22 protein-coding genes are annotated in these 20,909 nt (G+C 72.3%); 9 read left to right on the forward strand and 13 right to left on the reverse strand.

Annotated features, from left to right (window positions below; all coding sequences use genetic code 11):
- Positions 1-37: 37 nt before the first annotated feature.
- The 5 genes from rlmB to ACXNSR_RS17755 form a co-directional block, all read right to left on the reverse strand.
- Positions 38-1,009 carry a 23S rRNA (guanosine(2251)-2'-O)-methyltransferase RlmB gene (gene rlmB, locus ACXNSR_RS17735; RefSeq protein WP_458642974.1) on the reverse strand — a complete coding sequence of 324 codons (972 nt, stop codon included), beginning with the start codon at positions 1,007-1,009 and terminating at the stop codon, positions 38-40.
- Positions 1,010-1,104: 95 nt separating this feature from the next.
- Positions 1,105-2,511 carry a cysteine--tRNA ligase gene (gene cysS / locus ACXNSR_RS17740; protein ID WP_458642975.1) on the reverse strand — a complete coding sequence of 469 codons (1,407 nt, stop codon included), beginning with the start codon at positions 2,509-2,511 and terminating at the stop codon, positions 1,105-1,107.
- A 94-nt stretch (positions 2,512-2,605) separates the two neighbouring features.
- Positions 2,606-3,148, reverse strand: coding sequence for a 2-C-methyl-D-erythritol 2,4-cyclodiphosphate synthase (ispF, locus tag ACXNSR_RS17745; RefSeq protein ID WP_458642976.1), 543 nt, complete (start codon positions 3,146-3,148; stop codon positions 2,606-2,608).
- Positions 3,135-3,881 (reverse strand): 2-C-methyl-D-erythritol 4-phosphate cytidylyltransferase, encoded by a 747-nt coding sequence (gene ispD / locus ACXNSR_RS17750; protein WP_458642977.1) that lies wholly within the window; start codon positions 3,879-3,881, stop codon positions 3,135-3,137. Before ispD ends, ispF begins: the two co-directional genes overlap by 14 nt.
- A gap of 290 nt (positions 3,882-4,171) precedes the next feature.
- Entirely contained in the window at positions 4,172-4,654 is a 483-nt protein-coding gene (locus ACXNSR_RS17755) for a CarD family transcriptional regulator (protein ID WP_003953493.1), read from the reverse strand.
- Positions 4,655-5,242: 588 nt separating this feature from the next.
- On the opposite strand from ACXNSR_RS17755, the gene ACXNSR_RS17760 reads away from it, so the two are divergent.
- Positions 5,243-5,935 (forward strand): DUF461 domain-containing protein, encoded by a 693-nt coding sequence (locus tag ACXNSR_RS17760; protein WP_458642978.1) that lies wholly within the window; start codon positions 5,243-5,245, stop codon positions 5,933-5,935.
- A 275-nt stretch (positions 5,936-6,210) separates the two neighbouring features.
- Here ACXNSR_RS17760 and ACXNSR_RS17765 read toward each other — a convergent pair whose 3' ends face one another.
- Positions 6,211-6,891: a response regulator transcription factor gene (locus ACXNSR_RS17765; RefSeq protein WP_030009598.1), complete on the reverse strand. Its 681-nt coding sequence runs from the start codon at positions 6,889-6,891 to the stop codon at positions 6,211-6,213.
- Positions 6,892-6,932: 41 nt separating this feature from the next.
- Complete coding sequence (locus ACXNSR_RS17770; RefSeq protein ID WP_189734913.1) at positions 6,933-8,132, reverse strand: sensor histidine kinase; 1,200 nt, start codon at positions 8,130-8,132, stop codon at positions 6,933-6,935.
- Between the two features lie 217 nt (positions 8,133-8,349).
- On the opposite strand from ACXNSR_RS17770, the gene phoU reads away from it, so the two are divergent.
- On the forward strand, positions 8,350-9,027 hold the full coding sequence (phoU, locus tag ACXNSR_RS17775; RefSeq protein WP_030009600.1) for a phosphate signaling complex protein PhoU: 678 nt from the start codon (positions 8,350-8,352) through the stop codon (positions 9,025-9,027).
- A 179-nt stretch (positions 9,028-9,206) separates the two neighbouring features.
- Positions 9,207-9,356: a hypothetical protein gene (locus ACXNSR_RS17780; RefSeq protein ID WP_189734911.1), complete on the forward strand. Its 150-nt coding sequence runs from the start codon at positions 9,207-9,209 to the stop codon at positions 9,354-9,356.
- 81 nt (positions 9,357-9,437) lie between these two features.
- Here the strand turns inward: ACXNSR_RS17780 and ACXNSR_RS17785 are convergent, their stop codons facing one another.
- Complete coding sequence (locus tag ACXNSR_RS17785; RefSeq protein ID WP_458642979.1) at positions 9,438-9,995, reverse strand: TetR/AcrR family transcriptional regulator; 558 nt, start codon at positions 9,993-9,995, stop codon at positions 9,438-9,440.
- A gap of 97 nt (positions 9,996-10,092) precedes the next feature.
- On the opposite strand from ACXNSR_RS17785, the gene ACXNSR_RS17790 reads away from it, so the two are divergent.
- Positions 10,093-10,686, forward strand: coding sequence for a DUF2867 domain-containing protein (locus tag ACXNSR_RS17790; protein ID WP_458642980.1), 594 nt, complete (start codon positions 10,093-10,095; stop codon positions 10,684-10,686).
- 172 nt (positions 10,687-10,858) lie between these two features.
- Positions 10,859-10,999, forward strand: coding sequence for a hypothetical protein (locus tag ACXNSR_RS17795; protein WP_458642981.1), 141 nt, complete (start codon positions 10,859-10,861; stop codon positions 10,997-10,999).
- Positions 11,000-11,090: 91 nt separating this feature from the next.
- Here ACXNSR_RS17795 and ACXNSR_RS17800 read toward each other — a convergent pair whose 3' ends face one another.
- Positions 11,091-11,852: a phosphoglyceromutase gene (locus tag ACXNSR_RS17800; protein ID WP_327384598.1), complete on the reverse strand. Its 762-nt coding sequence runs from the start codon at positions 11,850-11,852 to the stop codon at positions 11,091-11,093.
- A 153-nt stretch (positions 11,853-12,005) separates the two neighbouring features.
- On the opposite strand from ACXNSR_RS17800, the gene ACXNSR_RS17805 reads away from it, so the two are divergent.
- Positions 12,006-13,331, forward strand: coding sequence for an MDR family MFS transporter (locus tag ACXNSR_RS17805; RefSeq protein ID WP_458642982.1), 1,326 nt, complete (start codon positions 12,006-12,008; stop codon positions 13,329-13,331).
- 218 nt (positions 13,332-13,549) lie between these two features.
- Here ACXNSR_RS17805 and ACXNSR_RS17810 read toward each other — a convergent pair whose 3' ends face one another.
- The 3 genes from ACXNSR_RS17810 to mshA form a co-directional block, all read right to left on the reverse strand.
- Positions 13,550-14,386, reverse strand: a complete 837-nt coding sequence (locus ACXNSR_RS17810; protein ID WP_458642983.1) for a DUF4396 domain-containing protein — start codon at positions 14,384-14,386, stop codon at positions 13,550-13,552.
- 73 nt (positions 14,387-14,459) lie between these two features.
- Positions 14,460-14,984 (reverse strand): type III secretion system chaperone family protein, encoded by a 525-nt coding sequence (locus tag ACXNSR_RS17815; RefSeq protein WP_458642984.1) that lies wholly within the window; start codon positions 14,982-14,984, stop codon positions 14,460-14,462.
- On the reverse strand, positions 14,977-16,347 hold the full coding sequence (gene mshA / locus ACXNSR_RS17820) for a D-inositol-3-phosphate glycosyltransferase (protein ID WP_458642985.1): 1,371 nt from the start codon (positions 16,345-16,347) through the stop codon (positions 14,977-14,979). The genes ACXNSR_RS17815 and mshA overlap by 8 nt, the downstream gene beginning before the upstream one ends.
- A gap of 230 nt (positions 16,348-16,577) precedes the next feature.
- Between mshA and ACXNSR_RS17825 the strand changes: the two genes are divergently transcribed.
- The 3 genes from ACXNSR_RS17825 to ACXNSR_RS17835 all read left to right on the forward strand — a co-directional run bounded on the left by ACXNSR_RS17825 (position 16,578) and on the right by ACXNSR_RS17835 (position 20,511).
- Positions 16,578-17,399, forward strand: a complete 822-nt coding sequence (locus tag ACXNSR_RS17825) for a class I SAM-dependent methyltransferase (protein ID WP_189734895.1) — start codon at positions 16,578-16,580, stop codon at positions 17,397-17,399.
- 262 nt (positions 17,400-17,661) lie between these two features.
- On the forward strand, positions 17,662-18,711 hold the full coding sequence (locus ACXNSR_RS17830; protein ID WP_458642986.1) for a C40 family peptidase: 1,050 nt from the start codon (positions 17,662-17,664) through the stop codon (positions 18,709-18,711).
- 465 nt (positions 18,712-19,176) lie between these two features.
- Positions 19,177-20,511, forward strand: coding sequence for a PP2C family protein-serine/threonine phosphatase (locus ACXNSR_RS17835; protein WP_458642987.1), 1,335 nt, complete (start codon positions 19,177-19,179; stop codon positions 20,509-20,511).
- A gap of 43 nt (positions 20,512-20,554) precedes the next feature.
- On the opposite strand, the gene ACXNSR_RS17840 is transcribed toward ACXNSR_RS17835, so the two are convergent.
- Positions 20,555-20,893: a DUF2516 family protein gene (locus ACXNSR_RS17840; protein ID WP_189734889.1), complete on the reverse strand. Its 339-nt coding sequence runs from the start codon at positions 20,891-20,893 to the stop codon at positions 20,555-20,557.
- Positions 20,894-20,909 lie beyond the last annotated feature (16 nt).

The raw sequence follows: 20,909 nt of genomic DNA on the forward strand, positions 1-20,909 counted from the left end.
GACACGCTCACGGGTCATGTTCCGTGAGCCGAATGGATCAGACGCGGCCGCGGGTGGCGCGGCGGCGGGCCGCCTCGTAGAGGACGACGCCGGCGGCGACGCCCGCGTTGAGGGACTCGGCGCCACCCGGCATCGGGATGCGGACGAGGTAGTCGCAGTTCTCGCCGACGAGGCGGCCGAGGCCCTTGCCCTCGGAGCCGACGACGATGACGACCGGGCCGCCGAGCACCTCCAGGTCCTGCACCTCGTGCGTGCCCTCGGCGGCGAGGCCGACGACGGTGATGCCGGCCTTCTTGTAGTCCTGGAGGGCGCGGGTCAGGTTGGTGACGCGCGAGACCGGGGTGCGGGCGGCGGTGCCGGCCGAGGTCTTCCAGGCGCCGGCGGTCATGCCGGCGGCGCGGCGCTCGGGGATGACCACGCCGTGGCCGCCGAAGGCGGAGACGGAGCGGACGATCGCGCCGAGGTTGCGCGGGTCGGTGACGCCGTCGAGGGCGACGATGAGCGGGTCGTCGCCGCTGTCGTAGGCGGCGTCGGTGAGGTCCTCGGGGTGCGCGTACTCGTACGGCGGGACCTGGAGGACCAGGCCCTGGTGGTTGAGCCCGTTGGTCATGCGGTCGAGCTCGGGGCGCGGGGCTTCCATCAGGTTGATGTTGCCGCGCTCGCCGGCGAGCTGGAGGGCCTCGCGCACGCGCTCGTCGTTGTCGATGAACTGCTGGACGTAGAGGGTCGTGGCGGGGACGCCGTCGCGCAGCGCCTCGAAGACCGGGTTGCGGCCGACGACCATCTCGCTGGTGCCCTTGGGGCCGCCGCGGCGCGGCGCGGGGCGGCGCTTGGCGGCCTGGCGGGCCATGGCGTTGGCGATGCGGTTCGCCTTGTGCTTCTTGCGGTCCTCGGCCTTGGGCGTGGGGCCCTTGCCTTCCAGGCCCTTGCGCCGCTGGCCACCGCTGCCGACCGTGGCGCCCTTCTTGTTGGACGTGCGGCGGTTCCTGCGCTGGCTGTTCCCGGCCATGACCTCTACCTGTTTTCGTTGGTGCTGCGATATGTACGTATGAAGAGTGTGCCGCCCGGAGCCCCGGGCAGCACACCAGGCTCAGCTGCCCGGGCTCAGCGGGCGCCGAGCGTCCAGCGCGGACCCGTGGGGCTGTCCTCGATGACCAGCCCGGACTGCTGGAGCTGGTCGCGGATCGCGTCGGCGGTCGCCCAGTCCTTGCGGCCCCGGGCGGACTCGCGCTGCTCCAGGACGAGCCGTACGAGGGTGTCCACGGCGCCGTGGAGCTCCTCGCCGCGGTCGGAGCCGTTCCCGCCGTCCCAGTGGGGGTCGAGCGGGTCCAGGCCGAGGACGCCCAGCATGGCGCGCACCTCGGACAGGCGCGCGATGGCCGCGTCCTTGTCGTCGGCGGCGAGCGCGCTGTTGCCCTGGCGGACGGTGGTGTGGACGATCGCGAGCGCCTGAGGGACGCCCAGGTCGTCGTCCATGGCCTCGGCGAAGGCGGGCGGGACCTCGGGCGCCGCCTCGACGGGACCGCCGGCCTTCTCCATGACGCGCTGGTAGAAGCCCTCGATCCGGGCGAAGGCCGACTCGGCCTCGCGCAGGGCCTCCTCGCTGTACTCGATCATCGACCGGTAGTGCGGGGTGCCGAGGTAGTAGCGCAGGACGATCGGGCGCCACTGCTTGACCATCTCGGAGACGAGGACGGAGTTGCCCAGCGACTTGGACATCTTCTCGCCGGACATGGTGACCCAGGCGTTGTGGACCCAGTACTTGGCGAACTCGTCGCCGAAGGCCTGGGCCTGGGCGATCTCGTTCTCGTGGTGCGGGAAGATCAGGTCGAGCCCGCCGCCGTGGATGTCGAAGGCCTGGCCGAGGTACTTGTGCGCCATCGCGGAGCACTCCAGGTGCCAGCCGGGACGGCCGCGGCCCCACGGGGTCTCCCAGGAGGGCTCGCCGGGCTTGGCGGACTTCCACATGGCGAAGTCGCGCGGGTCGCGCTTGCCGGTCTCGCCGGTGCTCTCCGGCTGGCGGATGTTGTCGAGCTCCTGGCGGGAGAGCGAGAGGTAACCGGGGAAGGACTTCACGTCGAAGTAGACGTTGCCCTCGGACTCGTACGCGTGGCCGCGCTCGATGAGCCCGCGCATCATCTCGATCATCTCCGGGACGTGCCCGGTGGCGCGCGGCTCGTAGGTCGGCCGCAGGCAGCCGAGCGCGTCGTAGCCGGAGTTGAAGGCCAGTTCGTTCTCGTAGCCGATGGCCCACCAGGGGCGGCCCTGCTCGGCCGCCTTGCTGATGATCTTGTCGTCGATGTCGGTGACGTTGCGGATGAAGGTCACGTCGTAGCCGCGGTAGGCGAACCAGCGGCGCATGACGTCGAAGTTCAGGTACGAGCGGATGTGCCCGATGTGCGGGGCGGCCTGCACCGTGGCGCCGCACAGGTAGATCGAGACACAGCCCGGGGTGAGCGGGGTGAAGTCGCGGATCTGCCGGGCGCTGGTGTCGTACAGGCGAATAGTCACGGCATCCAGGGTAGTGGGCCTGTAGCAGTGCCCCGCGACCCTTTCGGGACCCGGGGCACCTTTGTTGCCGAAGATGTACGGCCGCTACGGGGTATCAGGCCCGGTTCGTCCGGTACACGAGGGCCGTGGCGATCGCGGCGAGCCCCTCGGCCCGGCCGGTCAGCCCCAGCCCGTCGGTGGTGGTGCCGGACACGGAGACGGGGGCGCCGGCGGCGGCCGCGAGCGCCTTCTGCGCTTCTTCGCGCCGCTTGCCGATCTTCGGGCGTACGCCGATCACCTGGATGGCGATGTTCCCGATCTCGAAGCCCTCGGCGCGGACGATACGGGCCGCCTCCGCCAGGAGGGTGACCCCGGCGGCGCCGGACCACTCGGGGCGGGAGGTGCCGAAGTGCGCTCCGAGGTCGCCGACGCCGGCGGCGGAGAAGAGCGCGTCGCAGGCGGCGTGGGCGGCGACGTCACCGTCGGAGTGCCCGGCGAGGCCGTCCTCGCCCTCCCAGAGCAGGCCGGCGCACCACAGCTCGCGGCCGGTCTCGAAGGCGTGCACGTCGGTGCCGATGCCGACGAGCGGGATCAGCGGGGCGGTGTGCGCGGTGTGTGCGGTGTGTGCGGTGCGGGTGGTCGGCTCAGTAGCCATCATTGGCCCTCCTGCGGGCGAGTACGGCCTCTGCGAGGACCAGGTCGAGCGGGCGGGTGACCTTGAAGGCCTCTTCGTGGCCCGGGATCACCACGACGGTTTCACCGAGCCGTTCCACCATTCCGGCGTCGTCGGTGGCGCCCTCGCCGTCGACGGCGATCGCGGCGTGCGCCCGCAGCAGGGTGGCGAGGTCGAAGCCCTGCGGGGTCTGGACGGCGCGCAGCCGGGCCCGCTCGGGCGTGCCGAGGACCGGCTCCGCCTCGCCGGGCTTGCCGGGCTCGACCTCCTTGACCGTGTCGGCCAGGGGCAGCGCGGGCACCACGGCGGGCGCTCCGTCGCGCACGGCCTCGATGACCGAGTCCACGGTGTCCACGGGGACGAGCGGGCGGGCCGCGTCGTGGATGAGTACGGAGGTGACGTCCGCGGGCAGCGCGTCCAGGCCGGCCCGGACGGACTCCTGGCGGGTGTCCCCGCCGGGGACGACCAGCAGCTCGGTGCGCTCGGGCAGCGCGTGCTCGCCCAGCATCAGGCGCACTTCGGCGGCCTCGGCGGGCGGGGCCACGACCACCACCAGGGAGACCGCCCGGGAGCGGGCCATCGCGCGGACGGCGTGGATGAGCATCGGGGTGCCGCCGAGGGCCCGCAGGGCCTTGGGGGCACCGGGACCGAGGCGTACCCCCCGGCCGGCGGCCGGGATCACCGCGGCGGTGCGGTGGGGACGCGTTACGTCAGACATCAGTAGCTCCGAGCCAGGTTTGTGACTTCGGCCGACATGGGTATGGCCTCAAAGGTGCCGGGTGCGACGCCTCTCGCCCCTTCCGTGGACGACCGGTCGAGCGGGCTGCCCGGACCCGGCACGCCATCGCGATGGCGGCGTTGGGGCAGTGGCGGTGGCGGTGGGGCAATGAGCAAAAGATTCGGATACAGACATGCCGCAGCGCCCGGCAACAGGCCTCTCGTGGAGGAGAGACCTTGTCATCGGGCACCGCGGCAAGCTGCGCACCACATGGCGCACGGGCACTCGCGTCAGGACGCGAGCACCTCGTCGAGGAGGGCCTCGGCCTTGTCCTCGTTCGTGTTCTCAGCGAGCGCGAGCTCGCTCACCAGAATCTGGCGTGCCTTCGCGAGCATGCGCTTCTCGCCCGCGGAAAGTCCGCGCTCACGCTCACGACGCCACAGGTCACGCACCACTTCGGCGACCTTGATGACATCGCCAGAAGCGAGCTTCTCCAGATTTGCCTTGTAGCGCCGGGACCAGTTCGTCGGCTCTTCTGCATACGGTGCACGAAGCACCTCGAAGACCCGGTCCAGCCCGTCCTGGCCGACTACGTCGCGAACGCCGACGAACTCCGCATTGTCCGCAGGCACACGAACCGTCAGGTCGCCCTGGGCGACCTTGAGCACCAAGTAGGTCTTGTCCACGCCTTTGATCTGACGAGTCTCAATGGCCTCGATCAGCGCGGCCCCGTGATGGGGATAGACCACGGTGTCGCCAACCTTGAACGTCATGTGACAGGTACCCCTTCCGTGGCTATCCAGGGTAACACGAGAACTGACTGTTATGAATGGCGTTTTCGCAGGTCAGGGCACATCTCGGGGCTTGACAACAGCGACACGAACGTGCTGCGGAGGGCTTCCGGAAGGGGGTATTCGCAGGTCGGGGGCGCTACGCGGACCAGCCGAAAGGGCCACGCTACACCTGCCCGGCACCCCCATCAGTGTGACGTACGTCCCGTTTTGCCGGGTTCCGAGTCGGGAAACCGAACTACTCCGTCCGACTGGCGGCCGCCCCACCGGGCGGGTTCCGGCCCAATCCCGAATTGATCACTCAGTGGTGTTCGAGGGAATCCGGAAATTGATCAACAGGGGTCCGGCGCACGATATGCGGGCGCCACAAGATCGGCGCGGTGAACGGCACCGCGGAATGCAAGATCGCGGGGCGCTCCCAGGGCGGGGGCTGCGCTGCGGAGGGTCGGGTGCGGGGGCGGGGCGGCGGCTCGGTAACCTAAGCGCGCTGACACACCCTTAGAGCGGCTTTACCTCGGCCGTTCCGAGCGTCCACCCGCCCTTCCGTTCGTCCAAGGAGATGCCGCCGCCGTGAGCCGCAGCCTTCGACGCGGCGCCCTCGCCGCCACCGCCGTCGTGTTCTCGATCGCCTCGCTGGCCGCATGCGGTGCGGGCAACGACGCGCAGACCCTCCAGATCAAGCCGGACAACGCCGCCGCCTCCAAGGGCCAGATCGAGGTCCAGAACGCGCTGGTGATCACCCAGGGCCAGAAGGGCGAGAAGGGCCCCGCGGTCGTCTCCGCGACGGTCTTCAACAACGGCACCAAGGCGGAGACCCTTGACGGCATCACCCTCCCGGGTGGCAAGGGCAAGGTCACGCTGAAGCCGGCCGAAGGCTCCGGCAAGGTCACCGTGCCGGCCCTCGGCTACGTGGTGATCGGCGGCAAGGGCAACGCCTCGGCCGTGATCGAGGACGGCGCCGCGACCGTCCGGGACGGCGAAGTGCAGAACGTCTCCTTCCAGCTGAGCAGCACGGGCGGCATCGAGCTGGAGGCCTTCGTGGTCCCGGCCACCGGCCCGTACGCGCCGTTCGGCCCGACCGCGCCCGCCGCCCCGTCCGCCGCCCCCTCGGGCGCGCCGTCGGGCTCCCCCTCGGGTTCCCCGTCCGGCTCCCCGTCGGCCGGTGCCACCGGTGCGGCCGCGGGCGCCACCCCGTCCGGCTCCGCCTCGGGCAGCGCCACCGGTACGCCGTCGGGTTCCCCGTCGCACAGCGCCGGCCACTGACGCGGGCCGCGTGCACATACGGGAAGGGCCCCCATCCGCATCGGCGGATGGGGGCCCTTCCCGTTGACGTCCGGCGTGTCGGGCGCGTCCGGCCGGCCTACGGCTCGAACTCGTAGCCCGGGCCACGGACCGTGACCAGGTAGCGCGGCGCGCCCGGGTCCGGCTCGAACCCCGTTCCGCGTGCGCCCCTCGCACGGCGAGGCCCGGGGGCCTCACCGGCTTCGGGACGCTGCGCCGGCTTCCGGCCGGCCTCGGACCGCGCGTACTCCGTCGGCCTACGGCTCGAACTTGTAGCCCAGGCCACGGACCGTGACCAGGTAGCGCGGCGCGCCCGGGTCCGGCTCGATCTTGGCTCGCAGGCGCTTGACGTGGACGTCCAGCGTCTTGGTGTCGCCTACGTAGTCGGCCCCCCAGACCCGGTCGATGAGCTGCATCCGGGTCAGTACGCGGCCCGCGTTGCGCAGCAGCATCTCCAGCAGGTCGAACTCCTTCAGCGGGAGGTCCACCTTGCCGCCGGAGACGGTGACCACGTGGCGGTCGACGTCCATCCGTACGGGGCCGGCCTCCAGGGCCGCCGGGGTGACCTCCTCCGGCTCGCCGCGGCGGCGCAGGACCGCGCGGATGCGGGCGACCAGCTCGCGGGAGGAGAAGGGCTTCGTGACGTAGTCATCTGCTCCTATCTCCAGCCCGACGACCTTGTCGATCTCGCTGTCCTTGGCGGTCACCATGATCACGGGGACGTTGGAGCGGCCGCGCAGCTGCCGGCAGACCTCCGTGCCGGGCAGGCCGGGCAGCATGAGGTCGAGGAGGACGAGGTCGGCGCCGTTGCGCTCGAACTCGTCGAGCCCGTCGGGCCCGGTCGCGGCGATGGCGACCTCGAAGCCCTCCTTGCGGAGCATGTAGGACAGGGCGTCGCTGAAGGATTCCTCATCCTCGACGACGAGCACTCGGGTCACGGAAGGACCTCCGGGGCAGGAATGGCTGGAGCGGTTCTGGGTCAGGCGGGGGTCGGGTGGGTGCGGGGGGCCGCCGCCGGGGCCGGGGCGGCTGCTTCGGGGAGTCGCAGGGTGAACGTGGAACCCTGGCCCTCCGAGCTCCATACCGACACCTCCCCGCCGTGCGAGGCGGCCACGTGCTTCACGATCGCAAGGCCGAGGCCCGTTCCTCCCGTGGCTCGGGAGCGGGCCGGGTCCACGCGGTAGAAGCGCTCGAAGATGCGCTCGCGGTCCTTTTCCGGGATGCCGATGCCCTGGTCGGTCACGGCGATCTCGATCAAGTCTCCCCCAGGTGCCGTCACCCTGCGTCCGGCGATGCCGACGCGGGTGCGGGCGGGGCTGTAGTTGACGGCGTTCTCGACCAGGTTTCCGAGGGCGGCCGCGAGCTGTCCGCGGTTGCCCCATACGCGCAGGTCGGCGGTGCCGCCCGCGGCCATGGTGATCTGCTTCGAGGACGCCGTGTGGCGGCAGCGGTCTATGGCCTCGGCGACCAGCGTGTCCACGCGTACGGGCTCGGCGTCCTCCAGCGGGTCGTCGTTCTGCACCCGGGAGAGGTCGATGAGCTCCTGCACGAGGTTGATCAGCCGGGTGGACTCGATCTGCATGCGGCCCGCGAAGCGGCTGACCGCCTCGGGGTCGTCCGCGGCGTCCATGACGGCCTCGGACAGCAGCGAGATCGCTCCGACCGGGGTCTTCAGCTCGTGGGACACGTTGGCCACGAAGTCGCGGCGCACGGCCTCGATGCGGCGGGCCTCGGTGAGGTCCTCGACCAGGAGGAGCACCAGGCGGGAGCCGAGCGGGGCGACGCGCGCCGAGACGGCGAGGGCCTCTCCCCGGCCGGTGCCTCGCCGGGGCAGGTCCAGTTCCACCTGGCGTATCTCCCCGTCGCGGCGGGTGTCGCGGGCCATGTGGAGCATCGGCTCGACGGCGAGCTTGCCGCCGCGGACCAGGCCGAGGGCGTACGCCGCCGAGCTGGCCTTGACCACCGCGTCGCCCTCGTCCAGGACGACCGCCGAGGAGCGCAGCACGGAGAGGACGGTGTCCACGCCGGGCGGCAGCACCGCGTTGAGGTCGGGGCGGATGGAGCTCCGGGTGGGGCGGGCCTGGTCGCGCTCGCTCCAGCGGAACGCCAGCATCGCGATCACACCGGTGCAAAGACCGGCGATCGCTGCAGCTGCGGCGACCGCCGCGTTCACGTCCATGGATCCAGGTTAAGCAGGCACGACGACACTTCCACAGCCGTTCGGGTGGCACCTCGAACAGTCGTCGCCCAGAGTTCACCCTGGCGACGGGGTTGATTCACTTGTGGTGCCGGAGTCGGACGCGTTTGCGGCTCACCGTGTCAACGTGGGGCCGCTGGCCGCCCCGGCCCGCCCACGGGCAGTACCGCAGTAGTAGGTCGAGAGAGGGACACGAGACATGCGCGACGCGTACCACGAGGAACTGGACTCGATCGGAGAAGGCCTGGTCGAGATGGCCCGGCTCGTCGGCTCCGCGATCGGGCGGGCCACGACGTCCATGCTCGACGCCGACCTGAAGCTCGCCGAGAGCGTCATCGCCGCCGACCAGAAGGTGGACGACCTCCAGCACGACCTGGAGGCCCGCGCCATCGCCCTGCTGGCCCGCCAGCAGCCGGTCGCCACCGACCTGCGCATCGTCGTGACCTCCCTGCGGATGAGCGCCGACCTGGAGCGCAGCGGTGACCTCGCCCAGCACGTGGCGAAGCTCGCCCGGCTGCGCTTCCCGGACCGGGCCGTGCCGCGGGACCTGCACGCCACCATCCTGGAGATGGGGCAGCTGGCGCAGCGCCTGATGGCGAAGGCCGCCGAGGTGATCATCACGAAGGACGTCGACCTCGCCCTCCAGCTGGAGCAGGACGACGACGAGATGGACCAGCTGCACCGCACGCTGTTCCAGCACCTGATGGACGACCGCTGGAAGCACGGCATCGAGACGGCCGTGGACGTGACCCTGCTGGGCCGCTACTACGAGCGCTTCGCGGACCACGCGGTGTCGGTGGCCAAGCGCGTGGTCTACCTGGTGACGGGCGAGCACGCGGACGACCTCCAGCAGCCGACCCAGGTCGAGGGCGTCTGACACCGGCCGCGGAAGCGCTGGGTCCGGACGGCGCGTCCGGCCGGGGTGTCCGGACCGCGGGCCGACCGAGCCCCAATGCGCCGTTGACGCGCCGGTACCGCTGGGCATGAATGAGGGCGAGGGCGGTCGTCGTACGAAGTCCCGTATGCCACGGGGCACCGCCTCTGCGAGGAGGAACCATGCCCGATTCCCCCGTTCCCATCACCCCCGAGCAGGAGCAGGCGCCGAAGCCGGAGCCGCTGCGGCTACCGCTGCTCGCGGCCTGCGGGTGCGGCTCCGGCTGCGGCTGCGGATGCCAGTCCGGTGCCCCCTGCCAGTGCGGCGGCTGAGCGCCTCCGCCCGGCTCCACGCGCACGACGGGCCCCGTCCGAGTTCCTTTGGACGGGGCCCTTCGCGTGCGCGGCCGGCGCCTATCTCAGGAGCCAGTTCCGGGTCAGCTCCATGACCTCCGCGCGCGTGCGGGCACCGTGGTCGACGTGGATGAAGTGCTCGCCGATCCGCAGCGAGTAGGCCAGCAGGCAGCGGACCTCGACGTCGTCCTCGTCGGTGCAGATCTCGCGGAACAGCGAACGCAGGTATTCCATGCGCCGGTTGTCGGTACGCCGCAGCCGCCGCGCGACGTCCTCGTCGCGCCGGGCCCAGTCGCGGATCGCGAGGTCGGCCGTTGTGCCCCGGACCGGCCCGTCGGCCGTCGAGGCGATCGCGAACAGCCGCTCCAGCCTGGCCCGCGCGTCTCCCCCGCCGCTCTCGACCTGCTCGATCACGGCCTGGGCCACCTCGTGCTCCCAGGTGTCGAGCATTTCGGTGAGCAGCGCGCCCCGGCTGCCGAAGTACCCGTAGAAGCCGCCCTTGCTGACGCCGAGCGCCTGCGCCAGCGCCTCGACCCGGACCGCCTCGGGGCCGCCGGCGGCGAGCGCCCTCAGCCCCTCCTCGATCCACTTTCCGCGCGGCGTGCGGGTCGCGCCCATGCTGTGCTCCTCCTCACACGGCCACTGATCTATACGGTCCCGTATAGATCAGTGCTAGCCTCGATGTATACGGCATCGTATAGATAGGGGCCGACCGATGAGACTCCCCAAGACCGCGCACACCTCCCGCCCGTGGCGGGTCCACGAGATCGCCGGCGACTTCCGGGTCGAGGACGTGTGGGCACTGCCGACCCCGGGCGGGCCCGACGACCTCGCCCGCCTGGTCCACCAGATCGCGGGCGGCACGGGGGATCCCGTCCCCTCCCCCGTGGCACGCGCGCTCTTCGCGCTCCGGTGGAAGCTCGGCAGTCTGCTGGGCTGGGACGACCCCGACGGCGGCGTCGGCACCCGGGTCCCGACCCTGCGCGACCGCCTGCCGGCCGACCTCCGCGGGGGCGAGCGGGGCCCCGACCTCCGGTCGGCCCCGTTCACCTCGGTCTTCCTGACCCACGACGAGTGGGTGGCCGAGAGCGCCAACCGGACCATGCACGGGCTGCTGCACATCGGCTGGGTCCCGGACGGCGCGGGCGGCCACACCGGCCGGCTGACCGTCCTGGTGAAACCGAACGGCCGCCTCGGCGCCCTCTACATGCTGGGCATCAAGCCCTTCCGGTACCTCGGGGTCTACCCGGCGCTGCTGCGCTCGATCGGCCGCGAATGGCGCGAGAACACCCCCACGGCCACCCCCTGAACCACCCCGCCGGCCGGGGGAGGCGGATCGTCGGGGCGGCCGACGCCACCCGCCGACGGCCGGTGCGACGTTTCAGAACATGACGAGTGCCGAACGGACGACGAAGGCGATCCGGAGCGCCCGGTGGCAGTCATGGCCGCGCTGGGTGGCCCGGGCGACGCCGCTGTGAGCCGTGTCGATGCGGCGCGGCGACTTCCGCTCCGCGGGCGACGCGCTGCTGGTCGGCTGGATCGGGATGGCCGCCTTCGCCGTCTACGGGATCGCCCTGACCGTCGCGGCCCGCTCGTACTGGCTGCGCACACGCCCCGTCTGACCGGCGGGCGGCAAGGCCCTGGGTGGGCCCGGGGCATGAGAACGCCTCCCGTCCGCGCCGTACGCGCGGGCGGGAGGCATGATCACAAAGGTTACTTCTTCTTGCCCTGGTTCTTGACGGCCTCGATGGCAGCGGCCGCGGCGGCCGGGTCGAGGTAGGTGCCGCCCGGGTTCAGGGGCTTGAAGTCGGCGTCCAGTTCGTAGACGAGCGGGATGCCGGTCGGGATGTTCAGGCCCGTGATGTCGGCGTCGGAGATGCCGTCGAGGTGCTTGACCAGACCGCGCAGGGAGTTGCCGTGCGCGGCGACCAGGACCGTGCGGCCCGCCAGCAGGTCCGGGACGATGCCGTCGTACCAGTACGGCAGCATGCGCTCGACGACGTCCTTGAGGCACTCCGTGCGCGGGCGCAGCTCGTTCGGGATCGACGCGTAGCGCGGGTCCGCGGACTGCGAGAACTCCGTGCCGTCCTCCAGGACCGGCGGCGGGGTGTCGTACGAGCGGCGCCACAGCATGAACTGCTCCTCGCCGAACTCGGCGAGGGTCTGCGCCTTGTCCTTGCCCTGGAGCGCACCGTAGTGGCGCTCGTTCAGGCGCCAGGAGCGGTGCACCGGGATCCAGTGACGGTCGGCGGCCTCCAGCGCGAGCTGCGCCGTGCGGATGGCGCGCTTCTGGAGGGAGGTGTGCAGCACGTCGGGCAGCAGGCCGGCGTCCTTGAGCAGCTCACCGCCCCGGACCGCCTCCTTCTCGCCCTTCTCGGTGAGGTTGACGTCCACCCAGCCGGTGAACAGGTTCTTCGCGTTCCAGTCGCTCTCGCCGTGGCGGAGGAGGATCAGCTTGTACGGTGCGTCGGCCATGCGTACGAGCCTAGTGGACGCCCGGGCGCGCTCGCGCGCGGTGCGGGGTCCGGCCGGATTGACGGTCCGGGTCAATTGACTGGCGCCCCGGACCCGCCCCCTCGTAATGTGCAGCTCGCCAGAGCGACGCTTACACCCTCGGGGGGATTCCGCATGTCCGCTGCCAGTCTGAGACGGGCCGCCCGGGAAAGCGTCTCGGGTCTGCCCCGGGCCTTCTGGTGGCTCTGGACGAGCACCCTGGTGAACCGGCTGGGGGCCTTCGTCGCCACCTTCATGGCCCTGTACCTGACCCTGGACCGGGGCTACTCGGCCTCCTTCGCGGGACTCGTGGTGGCGCTCCACGGACTCGGCGGTGTCGTCTCCTCCCTCGTCGCGGGCGTGATGACCGACCGCCTCGGGCGCCGGCCCACGCTGCTGGCGGCCCAGACGTCGACCGCCTTCTCGGTGGCGCTGCTCGGTTTCATGGAGCACCCGGCGGCCATCGCGGCCGTGGCCCTGCTGGTCGGTATGACCTCGAACGCCTCCCGGCCGGCGGTCGCGGCGATGATGGCGGACATCGTCCGCCCCGAGGACCGCGTACGGGCCTTCGCGCTCAACTACTGGGCCATCAACCTCGGCTTCGCCGTCAGCGCGACGGCGGCGGGGCTGGTCGCGCAGTACAGCTACCTGGCCGGCTTCCTCGGAGAGGCGGCGCTGACGCTGGTCTGCGCGGTGCTGGTCTTCGTCAAGCTGCCCGAGTCGCGGCCGGAGCGGCCCGCCCGGTCGGTGGACGCCCCGGCCGCCGCCGGTGAGGAGCCCGCGATCGGGCTCGGGACGGTGCTGCGGGACGGGCGGTTCATGGGCGTGGTCGGGCTGTCGTTCCTGATCTCGCTGATCTTCACGCAGGGCTCGGTGGGCCTGCCGGTCGCGATGGGCTCCGCGGGCTTCTCGCCCAGGGACTACGGGCTGGTCATCGCGGTGAACGGGCTGCTGATCGTGCTGCTGCAGATCCCGGTCACGGCGTTCATCGAGCGGCGCGACCCGCAGAAGCTGCTGGTGGTCTCGGCGCTGCTGGCCGGGTACGGGTTCGCACTGACGGCCTTCGCCGGGCCGGTGTGGGCGTACGCGCTGACGGTGTGCGTGTGGACGCTGGCGGAGATCGTGAACTCGCCGACCCAGATGAGCCTGGTCGTGCAGCTCTCGCCGGTCCACGGGCGCGGCCGCTACCAGGGTGTCTACAACCTGTCCTGGGCGGTGGCCGCGCTGGTGGCGCCGCTGATGGCGGGCTTCCTGATCGACCGGTTCGGGGCCGACTGGCTGTGGGGGGCCACCGGCGTCCTCGGCACGGTCGCGGCGGCCGGCTACTGGCTGCTGATGCGGGGTCTCTCCGAGGGCGACCGGGGTGCGGCCCCGGCAGCGGCCGGGACCACCACCGCCCCGACGGACGAGGCGCCCCCCGGGTCCCCCGCTCCGGCCGCGGACCGCGTACCGGCGAGCTGACCCGACAGGCCCGGAGCCGGCCGGCCGCAGGCCACGGGCCAAAGGCCGCGCCGGAGCAACCCGGGGCGGCGGGGCCGCAGACCGGGGCAGGCCTCAGGCCGGGGGCGGCCGTGCTCAGGCCGGCGGGAGGCAGGCCTGGCCGAGGCCGGTCCGGTGCGGTCCGCGGGCCCGGACCCGGCGGGCTGACCCGGACACAGGCCAGCCGCGGGCCGGGCGGGTCAGGTCAGGTGACCGAAGATCGCGGCCAGCAGGACCCCGGCCGCCAGGAAGAGGACCGTCAGCACCGCCATGGCCGTCTTCTGCTCCGCCGTCACCTCCGCCTCCGGCATGACCATGCCGGAGGCACCCGCGTGGGCGGCGGCGGCCGGGAGCGGCTCGCCGCCCTCGCCCAGCGCCCGTACCGTCCCCATCCCGTGCTTGAGGTGGTTGGCGACCAGCCACACGTTGACCGGGTACGCGAAGGCCAGCCCGGCCAGCACCGCCAGTGAGAACACCGCCCAGAAGCGCACGTCGCCGACGTCCCGCGCCCCCGGCACCTGGCTGCGCACGATCACGTTCACCGCGACCATGGCGCCCATCACGCAGTTCATCGAGAGCCACTCCGCGTACACCGTCGAGCGGACGGCCCGCACGTAGCTGCCGCCGAGCATGTCGCGCATGAACAGGGCCTGGAAGACCAGCAGCCCGAAGCCGAAGCCCACCGCGTACTCGAACAGGGCGTCGGCCCACGGCGGGAGGCCGAGCAGCGAGGCGACGACGGCCGCGACCATGATGCCGGTCGCGTCGCCGGCCACGCAGTGGATGGTCGAGCCGAGCGCCTGCTTCCACAGCGGCGCCACGAACCGCTCGTGGGTCCCCGGCCGCGGCTCCTTGCAGGACAGCACGTAGAGCGCGGCGCCCACCGGGCCGATGTAGAGGGTCACCAGCACCCAGCCCCACTTCATCACCGTGAGCTCGGGGTTCTTGGTGAACGCGTCGTGGGCGACGTAGCCGGCGGACAGGAGCGCCAGGGCGAACCAGGCGTACATGAGTGCTTCGGCTGTGGTCCCGCTCATCCCGCCACGGTGCGGGCGGACGGCACCGGCCGGGCGGGCCGACACGCCCTCCCGCGCCGTTCGGTGCGGTGCGTCAGCCGATCGGAGTGCCGCCGGGCCCGGCGTCCGGTTCGCCCTGCGGGCGCGTCAGGTGCTTGAACGCGTCGAGGTTGAAGGTCGGCTCGCCGCGCGAGACCCGCCACTCGTACTCGCGCCGGATCGCGCTCGCGAAGCCCAGCTCCAGCAGCGTGTTGAAGGAGCCGTCCGCGGCCTCCAGGACCGTGCCGAGCAGCCGGTCCAGCTCCTCCGGGTCGACGACCGACAGCGGGAGCCGGGCCGTCAGGTAGATGTCGCCGAGGCGGTCCACCGCGTACGCCATGCCGTACAGCTTGAGGTTGCGCTCCAGCAGCCAGCGGTGGACGCCCGCCTCGTTCTCGTCGGGGTGCCGGATCACGAAGGCGTTGACCGACAGCGAGTGCCGGCCGACCTTCAGCGAGCAGGTGGTGCTCAGCTTGCGGGTGCCGGGGAGCTGGACGACGTAGGACCCCGGCTCGGGGCTCTCCCAGCTCAGCTCCGCGGCGGCGAGCGCGCTCTCGATGATCTCGGCGGTGTCAGCCATGGTGGGAGCGTACGCGACGGCGATGATCATGCATGGCGGCGGTGTAGACGTCGGCCGTGCCGCTCGCCGCGGTGTCCCAGCCGAAGAACTGCGCGTGCCGTGCGGCCTGGGCGCCCATCCGGTCCGCGAGCGCCGGCTCGTCCACGAAGCGCCGCAGCTCGCGCGCGTAGTCCACCGGGTCGTGCCCGGGTACGAGGATCCCCGTGACCCCGTCGTTGACGGCGACGGGCAGCCCGCCGACCTCGGCGGCGAGCACCGGCGTGCCCGCGGCCTGCGCCTCTATGGCGACGAGTCCGAAGGACTCGCTGTAGGAGGGCATGACCAGCACGGACGCCGCCCGGAACCAGTCCGCGAGGCCGTCCTGGGCGACCGGCGGGTGGAAGTGCACGAGGTCGGCGATGCCGAGCTTCGCGGCGAGCTTGTGCAGGCCTTCCGGCTTGGCGAGGCCGCTGCCGCTGGGCCCGCCGACGACGGGCACGAAGAGGCGGCGGCGCAGCGAGGGGTCCTGGTCGACCATGACTGCGACGGCGCGCAGCAGGATGTCGGGGGCCTTCAGCGGCTGGATCCGCCCGGCGAAGAGGGGGATGACGGCGTCCCGCGGGAGGCCGAGGCGGGCGCGGGCCGCGGCGCGGCCGTCGCCGACGGTGAACCGGTCGAGGTTCACGCCGGGGTGGACGACGGCCACCTTGGCGGGGTCGGCCTCGTAGTGCCGGACGAGCTCGTCGGCCTCCTCGGCGGTGTTCGCGATGAGCCGGTCGGCGGCGGCCACGATCTGCGTCTCCCCTATGACGCGGGCGGCGGGCTCGGGCGTGTCCCCCTCGGCCAGCGCCGCGTTCTTGACCTTCGCCATGGTGTGCATGGCGTGCACGAGCGGGACGCCCCAGCGCTGCGCGGCGAGCCAGCCGACGTGGCCGGAGAGCCAGTAGTGGGAGTGGACGAGGTCGTAGTAGCCGGGGCGGTGGCCGGCCCAGGCCTGCATGACGCCGTGGGTGAAGGCGCACAGCTGGGCCGGGAGCTCCTCCTTGGCGAGGCCTTCGTAGGGGCCCGCGTCCACGTGCCGGACGAGGACTCCGGGGGCCAGGTCGACCACGGGGGGCAGCCCGCCGGTGGTGGCCCGGGTGAAGATCTCGACCTCGATGTTGATCGCGGCGAGCCGCTTGGCCAGCTCGACGATGTAGACGTTCATGCCGCCCGCGTCGCCGGTGCCGGGCTGGTGCAGCGGCGAGGTGTGCACGCTGAGCATGGCCACGCGGCGCGGCTTGCGGTGGTGGCCGACGGCCGGAAGGCGCAGGCGGGGTGGCTCGTGGCGGGTGGCACGGGCGGCGGCGAGGCGGCCACTGAGGCGGGACACGTACTGGCTCAAAGGACCAGTCCTCTCGGCTCGGACGGCGCACGCACGACGCTCGGACGGCATGACGGACCGCATGCCGGACGGCATGACGGCGAGGGCGCGGAAGACGCCCTGCAAGGAGTGCAACCCGGATGGCCGTCCCGCGCATTCCGGGGTGTCCGGTTTTCCTGCGGGTTTCCTCGTCCTCAGTGCTGCGCGGCGGGATTTTCATGGTGCGCGGGCCCTCCGCTTACCCTCGGCTCATGGCCTCCCGCAGTACCCCGCCCTCCAGCCGCGCGCCCGGCCGCCCCGTGGGCTCGGTGACGCGCGGGACGACCAATCCGAACCGGTTGCGCCGGATGGACCGCTGGATCGCGGCCACGCACGGGGCCGCACTGCGGCGCGCGGAGGCGCCGGTCGCTGTCGACCTGGGGTACGGGGCCGCGCCCTGGACGGCGGTCGAGCTGCTGGCGCGGCTGCGGGACGCGGCGCCGCGGGTACGGGTGGTCGGCATCGAGATCGAGCCGGCGCGGGTGGCGGGTGCGAAGCCGTACGAGCGGGAGGGGCTGAGCTTCCGGCACGGCGGTTTCGAGGTGCCGCTGGACGGCGGGGCCCGCCCTGCACTGATCCGCGCGGCGAACGTATTGCGCCAGTACGACGAGGAGCAGGTCGCCGAGGTCTGGGCGCGGCTGTGCGGGCGGCTGGCTCCGGACGGGCTGCTGGTGGAGGGGACCTGCGACGAGATCGGGCGGCGGCACGTGTGGGTGGCGCTGGGCCCGGAGGGGGCGCGCACGGTGACGTTCGCGACCCGGCTGGGCTCGCTGGAGCGCCCCTCCGACCTTGCGGAACGGCTGCCGAAGGCGCTGATCCACCGGAACGTGCCGGGCGAGCCGGTGCACGCGTTCCTGCGGGACTTCGACCGGGCGTGGGCGGCGGCGGCCCCGTACGCCTCGTACGGGGCGCGGCAGCGCTGGATCCGGACGGCGCGGGCGCTGGCCGGCGACTGGCCGCTGGTGGACGGGCCTCGGCGGTGGCGGCAGGGGGAACTGACCCTGCCCTGGGAGGCGTTGCGCCCGGTGGGGTGAACGCGGTCCGCGGGGGAACCGGGGGCGGGGGCGTTCCGTTGAACCGTGCGGGGTTGGGGGTGGGGTCCGTTGGGGCGGACAAGATCGGATCGCCGTCCACAAGGGTGTTGGAATTCATCGACTCGTGGCACCATCCCGATGGCAGTGAGAAGTTACTGATGAATAGTCAGATCTGAGACCGGATCTGACCGGGGTGCCTGGGGGGACCATGGGAGCCGCAAGGCGACGGCGAGGCGCAAGTTCTCTCGTACTGCTGTGCACGATGGCGATACTGACGGCGCCGGGCCTCGCGACGGGCATGGCGTACGCGGCTCCGGCCGCCCCGGTGGCCCCCGCCTCTCCCGCGGCCCCGGCCGCGCCCCTCCCCGAGCCGGGCGGCAAGTCCCTGGAGCAGGTCCGCAAGGAGATCGAGGAGCTGTACCGGCAGGCGGGCACCGCCACGGACGCCTACAACCTCGCCGAGGCCGAGACCAAGGCCCAGTCGGACAAGATCGTCGAGATCGCCAAGCTCGTCGTCGCCGGCAAGGAGCGGATCACCGCCCTGAAGAACCGGGCGGGCGCCGCCGCCCGCGCCCAGTACCGCACGGGCGGAATGCCGCCGGGCGCGCAGCTGGCGCTGAGCGACGACCCGAACCACTACCTCGACGGGGCGGGCCGGCTGCGCGAGGCCGAGAAGGCCACCTCGGGCATGCTCTCCGAACTGGACCGGACCCAGGCCGACTTGCAGCGCTACGCCGAGGAGGCGAGCCTGCGCTGGGCCACCCTGGAGGCCAACCGGGTCAAGTCGGAGGAGGCCAAGAAGCAGATCGAGGAGAAGATCAAGGCGGCGGAGGAGCTGGAGAGCAAGCTGGAGGCCGAGGAGAAGGCCCGGCTGATCCAGCTGGAGCAGGAAGCCCAGTACAGGGCGCAGACGGCGTGGCTGTCGTCGGGCGCGATGAAGGACGTCAACGGCGCGGCCACGGACGCGGGCAAGCGGGCCGTGCAGTTCGCCACCGCGCAGATCGGCAAGCCGTACAAATGGGGCGCCGTGGGCCCGTCGTCGTTCGACTGCTCCGGGCTGACCTCCCAGGCCTGGCTGGCGGCGGGCCGGGGCATCCCGCGCACCTCGCAGGAACAGCTGCGGCTGCTGCCGAAGGTCGCGCTGAAGGACATGCGCCCGGGCGACCTGATCATCTACTTCGACGACGCGACCCATGTCGGCATGTACGTCGGCGACGGTGCGATGGTCCACGCCCCGCGCCCCGGCCGGAACATCACGCTGGCGGGCGCGGGCTCGATGCCGATCAAGGCAGTGGTCCGCCCCGACGCGTAGCCCCTGCGGGGTCGCTCGGCGGGCGGGTCCGGGGCTCCGGCGGTGCCGGGGCACGCGGCCCGGGCACGGTCGCTCGGCGCGGCGACAGCGGCTGCGGCTGCGGGCCCGGCCTGCGGCTGTGGGCTCGGCCTGCGGCTGCGGCTGCGGCTGCGGCTGCGGCGAGACCGTGCGGGCCGGCGGCGAACGAGCCCCGCCTGCGGTGCGGGGATCCGGGCCCGCCGTCGGAGCGGACCGGAGCGACGGATCGTGTGACGCAGGCAACCCGGCGGGGTCCGGAAACGTCTCGCTCAACGGGACGGAACCCGGCCCCACCGTGACCTTTGTCATCCAGTGAGCCGATTTTCCCCCGCGATAACCGCATATGACGGAGGCCCTCACCAAGAACGGCATTCCGTTCGCCGGGCCGGGACCGCTAGGGTCTGCCGGACGAGCGCACCCTCGGGGGGAGGGAAGGAACCGGAGACGATGCCCGTACCCGTACCGCGGCAGAGGGACATCCCGGCCACGGAGAGCGGTCAGGCCGTTCTGTACACCGCCGCCCCGGCCACAGCCGCCACGGGCGTCGCGCAGGCGACCCCTCAAGTGGTCGCGCCGACGGCCCCTCACACCACCCCGCTGACCCTCCTGGTCATCGAGGACGACCCGGCCGGCGGCCTCACCGTCCCCGAGATCCTCGACGCGGACGGCCACCGCATCCGCGTCCGAACCGCCCGCAACCTCACCGAGGCCGAACGGCTGCTCACGCCCGACGTGCACTGCATCCTGCTCGACCTGTCCCTTCCGGAGGCCGGCGCCCGCACCCCGGGGGCAACCGCCACCGCCGTGGACGAGCTGGTCGCCCTCCGCCAGGTGCTGCGCATCGCGCCACGCCACGCCGTCCTCGTCCTCACCGGCGAGGACGAGGCCGAGCGCGCTGCCGAGGCCGTCCGGGTCGGCGCCCAGGACTTCCTCTTCCGGGACGAGCTGGACGGCCGGCTGCTGAGCCGCGCCATCCGCTACGCCGTGGAGAGAAAGCGGGCGGACATCGCCCAGTACAAGCTCGCAGAATCGAAACTGCGCGCCCAGGAGAACGCCCGCCTGGAACGCGGCCTGCTCCCCACTCCCCTGCTGGAGGGCTCCGACCTCCGCTTCGCCGCCCGCTACCGCCCCGGCCGCAGCCGGGCCCTGCTCGGCGGCGACTTCTACGACACCGTCCGCACCCCCGACGGCACCGTCCACGCGATGATCGGCGACGTGTGCGGCCACGGCCCCGACGAGGCCGCGCTCGGCGTCGAGCTCCGCATCGCCTGGCGCGCCTTGACCCTGGCCGGCCTGTGCGGCGACGACCTGCTGTCCACCCTCCAGGAGGTTCTGGAGGTCGAGCGGCCGTGCGAGGAGATATTCGCGACGCTGTGCACGGTCGACATAGCCCCGGACGGCCGCCGCGCCGGTCTGTGCCTGGCCGGCCACCCGGCACCGCTGATCTCCCGCCCGGGCCGCCGCGCGCGGCTGCTCCCGTACGAGAACAGCGGTCCGGCCCTCGGGCTGCTGCCCCGGGCCCGCTGGCCTCGCCGCCAGGTGGAGCTCGGCGGCACCTGGAGCCTGATGCTCTACACCGACGGCCTGATCGAGGGCCACATCGGCGAGGGCAAGGAACGTCTGGGCCAGGACGGCATGGTCGACATGATCAACCGCCATCTGGACCGCGGGCTGAGCGGTGAGGGGCTGCTGGAGGCCTCCGTCACCGAGGCCCGCCGGCTCAACGGCGGTGAACTGACCGACGACGTGGCCGTGGTCCTGCTCTCCCGCGCCGAAGGCTAGGCCGTCCCTTCCGGATCTTGCCGGGCGAGACGGCCCAGGGCGGCTACCGTCCGCCGTTGTAGGGCCCGTACGGCCCGTCGCTGCTGCTGCCGCCGCGACGGCCGCCACCGCCCGAGACCTGCTTGAGGGCCGGGCGCACGTCGACGAAGAAGACGATGGTCGCGACGAGACCGGCGATCTGCAGGAACAGCATGCCCAGGAAGAAGTCCACGGCCACGGTGACGCCGAGGATGACCAGCCAGAAGGTCTTGCTCTGCTTGTCGGCCGCCCGGTACGCGTCCTCCCGCGCCACCAGGGCGAACACGAAGGCCACGACGGCGAGCACCAGCATGACGAGCCCGAGGAACGGGATGACGCCTCGATCGAACCCTTCCATCAACATCGCTTCGACCGCCTTC

The organism is Streptomyces sp. NC-S4, assembly GCF_054353315.1.

Excerpts from the sequence above, each read along its gene's own strand:
- rlmB (WP_458642974.1), bottom strand. The coding sequence starts at position 1,009 with ATGGCCGGGAACAGCCAGCGCAGGAACCGCCGCACGTCCAACAAGAAG.
- ispF (WP_458642976.1), bottom strand. The coding sequence starts at position 3,148 with ATGATGGCTACTGAGCCGACCACCCGCACCGCACACACCGCACACACC.
- ispD (WP_458642977.1), bottom strand. The coding sequence starts at position 3,881 with ATGTCTGACGTAACGCGTCCCCACCGCACCGCCGCGGTGATCCCGGCC.
- ACXNSR_RS17755 (WP_003953493.1), bottom strand. The coding sequence starts at position 4,654 with ATGACGTTCAAGGTTGGCGACACCGTGGTCTATCCCCATCACGGGGCC.
- ACXNSR_RS17770 (WP_189734913.1), bottom strand. The coding sequence starts at position 8,132 with ATGGACGTGAACGCGGCGGTCGCCGCAGCTGCAGCGATCGCCGGTCTT.
- phoU (WP_030009600.1), top strand. The coding sequence starts at position 8,350 with ATGCGCGACGCGTACCACGAGGAACTGGACTCGATCGGAGAAGGCCTG.
- ACXNSR_RS17780 (WP_189734911.1), top strand. The coding sequence starts at position 9,207 with ATGCCCGATTCCCCCGTTCCCATCACCCCCGAGCAGGAGCAGGCGCCG.
- ACXNSR_RS17785 (WP_458642979.1), bottom strand. The coding sequence starts at position 9,995 with ATGGGCGCGACCCGCACGCCGCGCGGAAAGTGGATCGAGGAGGGGCTG.
- ACXNSR_RS17790 (WP_458642980.1), top strand. The coding sequence starts at position 10,093 with ATGAGACTCCCCAAGACCGCGCACACCTCCCGCCCGTGGCGGGTCCAC.
- ACXNSR_RS17800 (WP_327384598.1), bottom strand. The coding sequence starts at position 11,852 with ATGGCCGACGCACCGTACAAGCTGATCCTCCTCCGCCACGGCGAGAGC.
- ACXNSR_RS17805 (WP_458642982.1), top strand. The coding sequence starts at position 12,006 with ATGTCCGCTGCCAGTCTGAGACGGGCCGCCCGGGAAAGCGTCTCGGGT.
- ACXNSR_RS17810 (WP_458642983.1), bottom strand. The coding sequence starts at position 14,386 with ATGAGCGGGACCACAGCCGAAGCACTCATGTACGCCTGGTTCGCCCTG.
- ACXNSR_RS17815 (WP_458642984.1), bottom strand. The coding sequence starts at position 14,984 with ATGGCTGACACCGCCGAGATCATCGAGAGCGCGCTCGCCGCCGCGGAG.
- ACXNSR_RS17825 (WP_189734895.1), top strand. The coding sequence starts at position 16,578 with ATGGCCTCCCGCAGTACCCCGCCCTCCAGCCGCGCGCCCGGCCGCCCC.
- ACXNSR_RS17830 (WP_458642986.1), top strand. The coding sequence starts at position 17,662 with ATGGCGATACTGACGGCGCCGGGCCTCGCGACGGGCATGGCGTACGCG.
- ACXNSR_RS17835 (WP_458642987.1), top strand. The coding sequence starts at position 19,177 with ATGCCCGTACCCGTACCGCGGCAGAGGGACATCCCGGCCACGGAGAGC.
- ACXNSR_RS17840 (WP_189734889.1), bottom strand. The coding sequence starts at position 20,893 with ATGTTGATGGAAGGGTTCGATCGAGGCGTCATCCCGTTCCTCGGGCTC.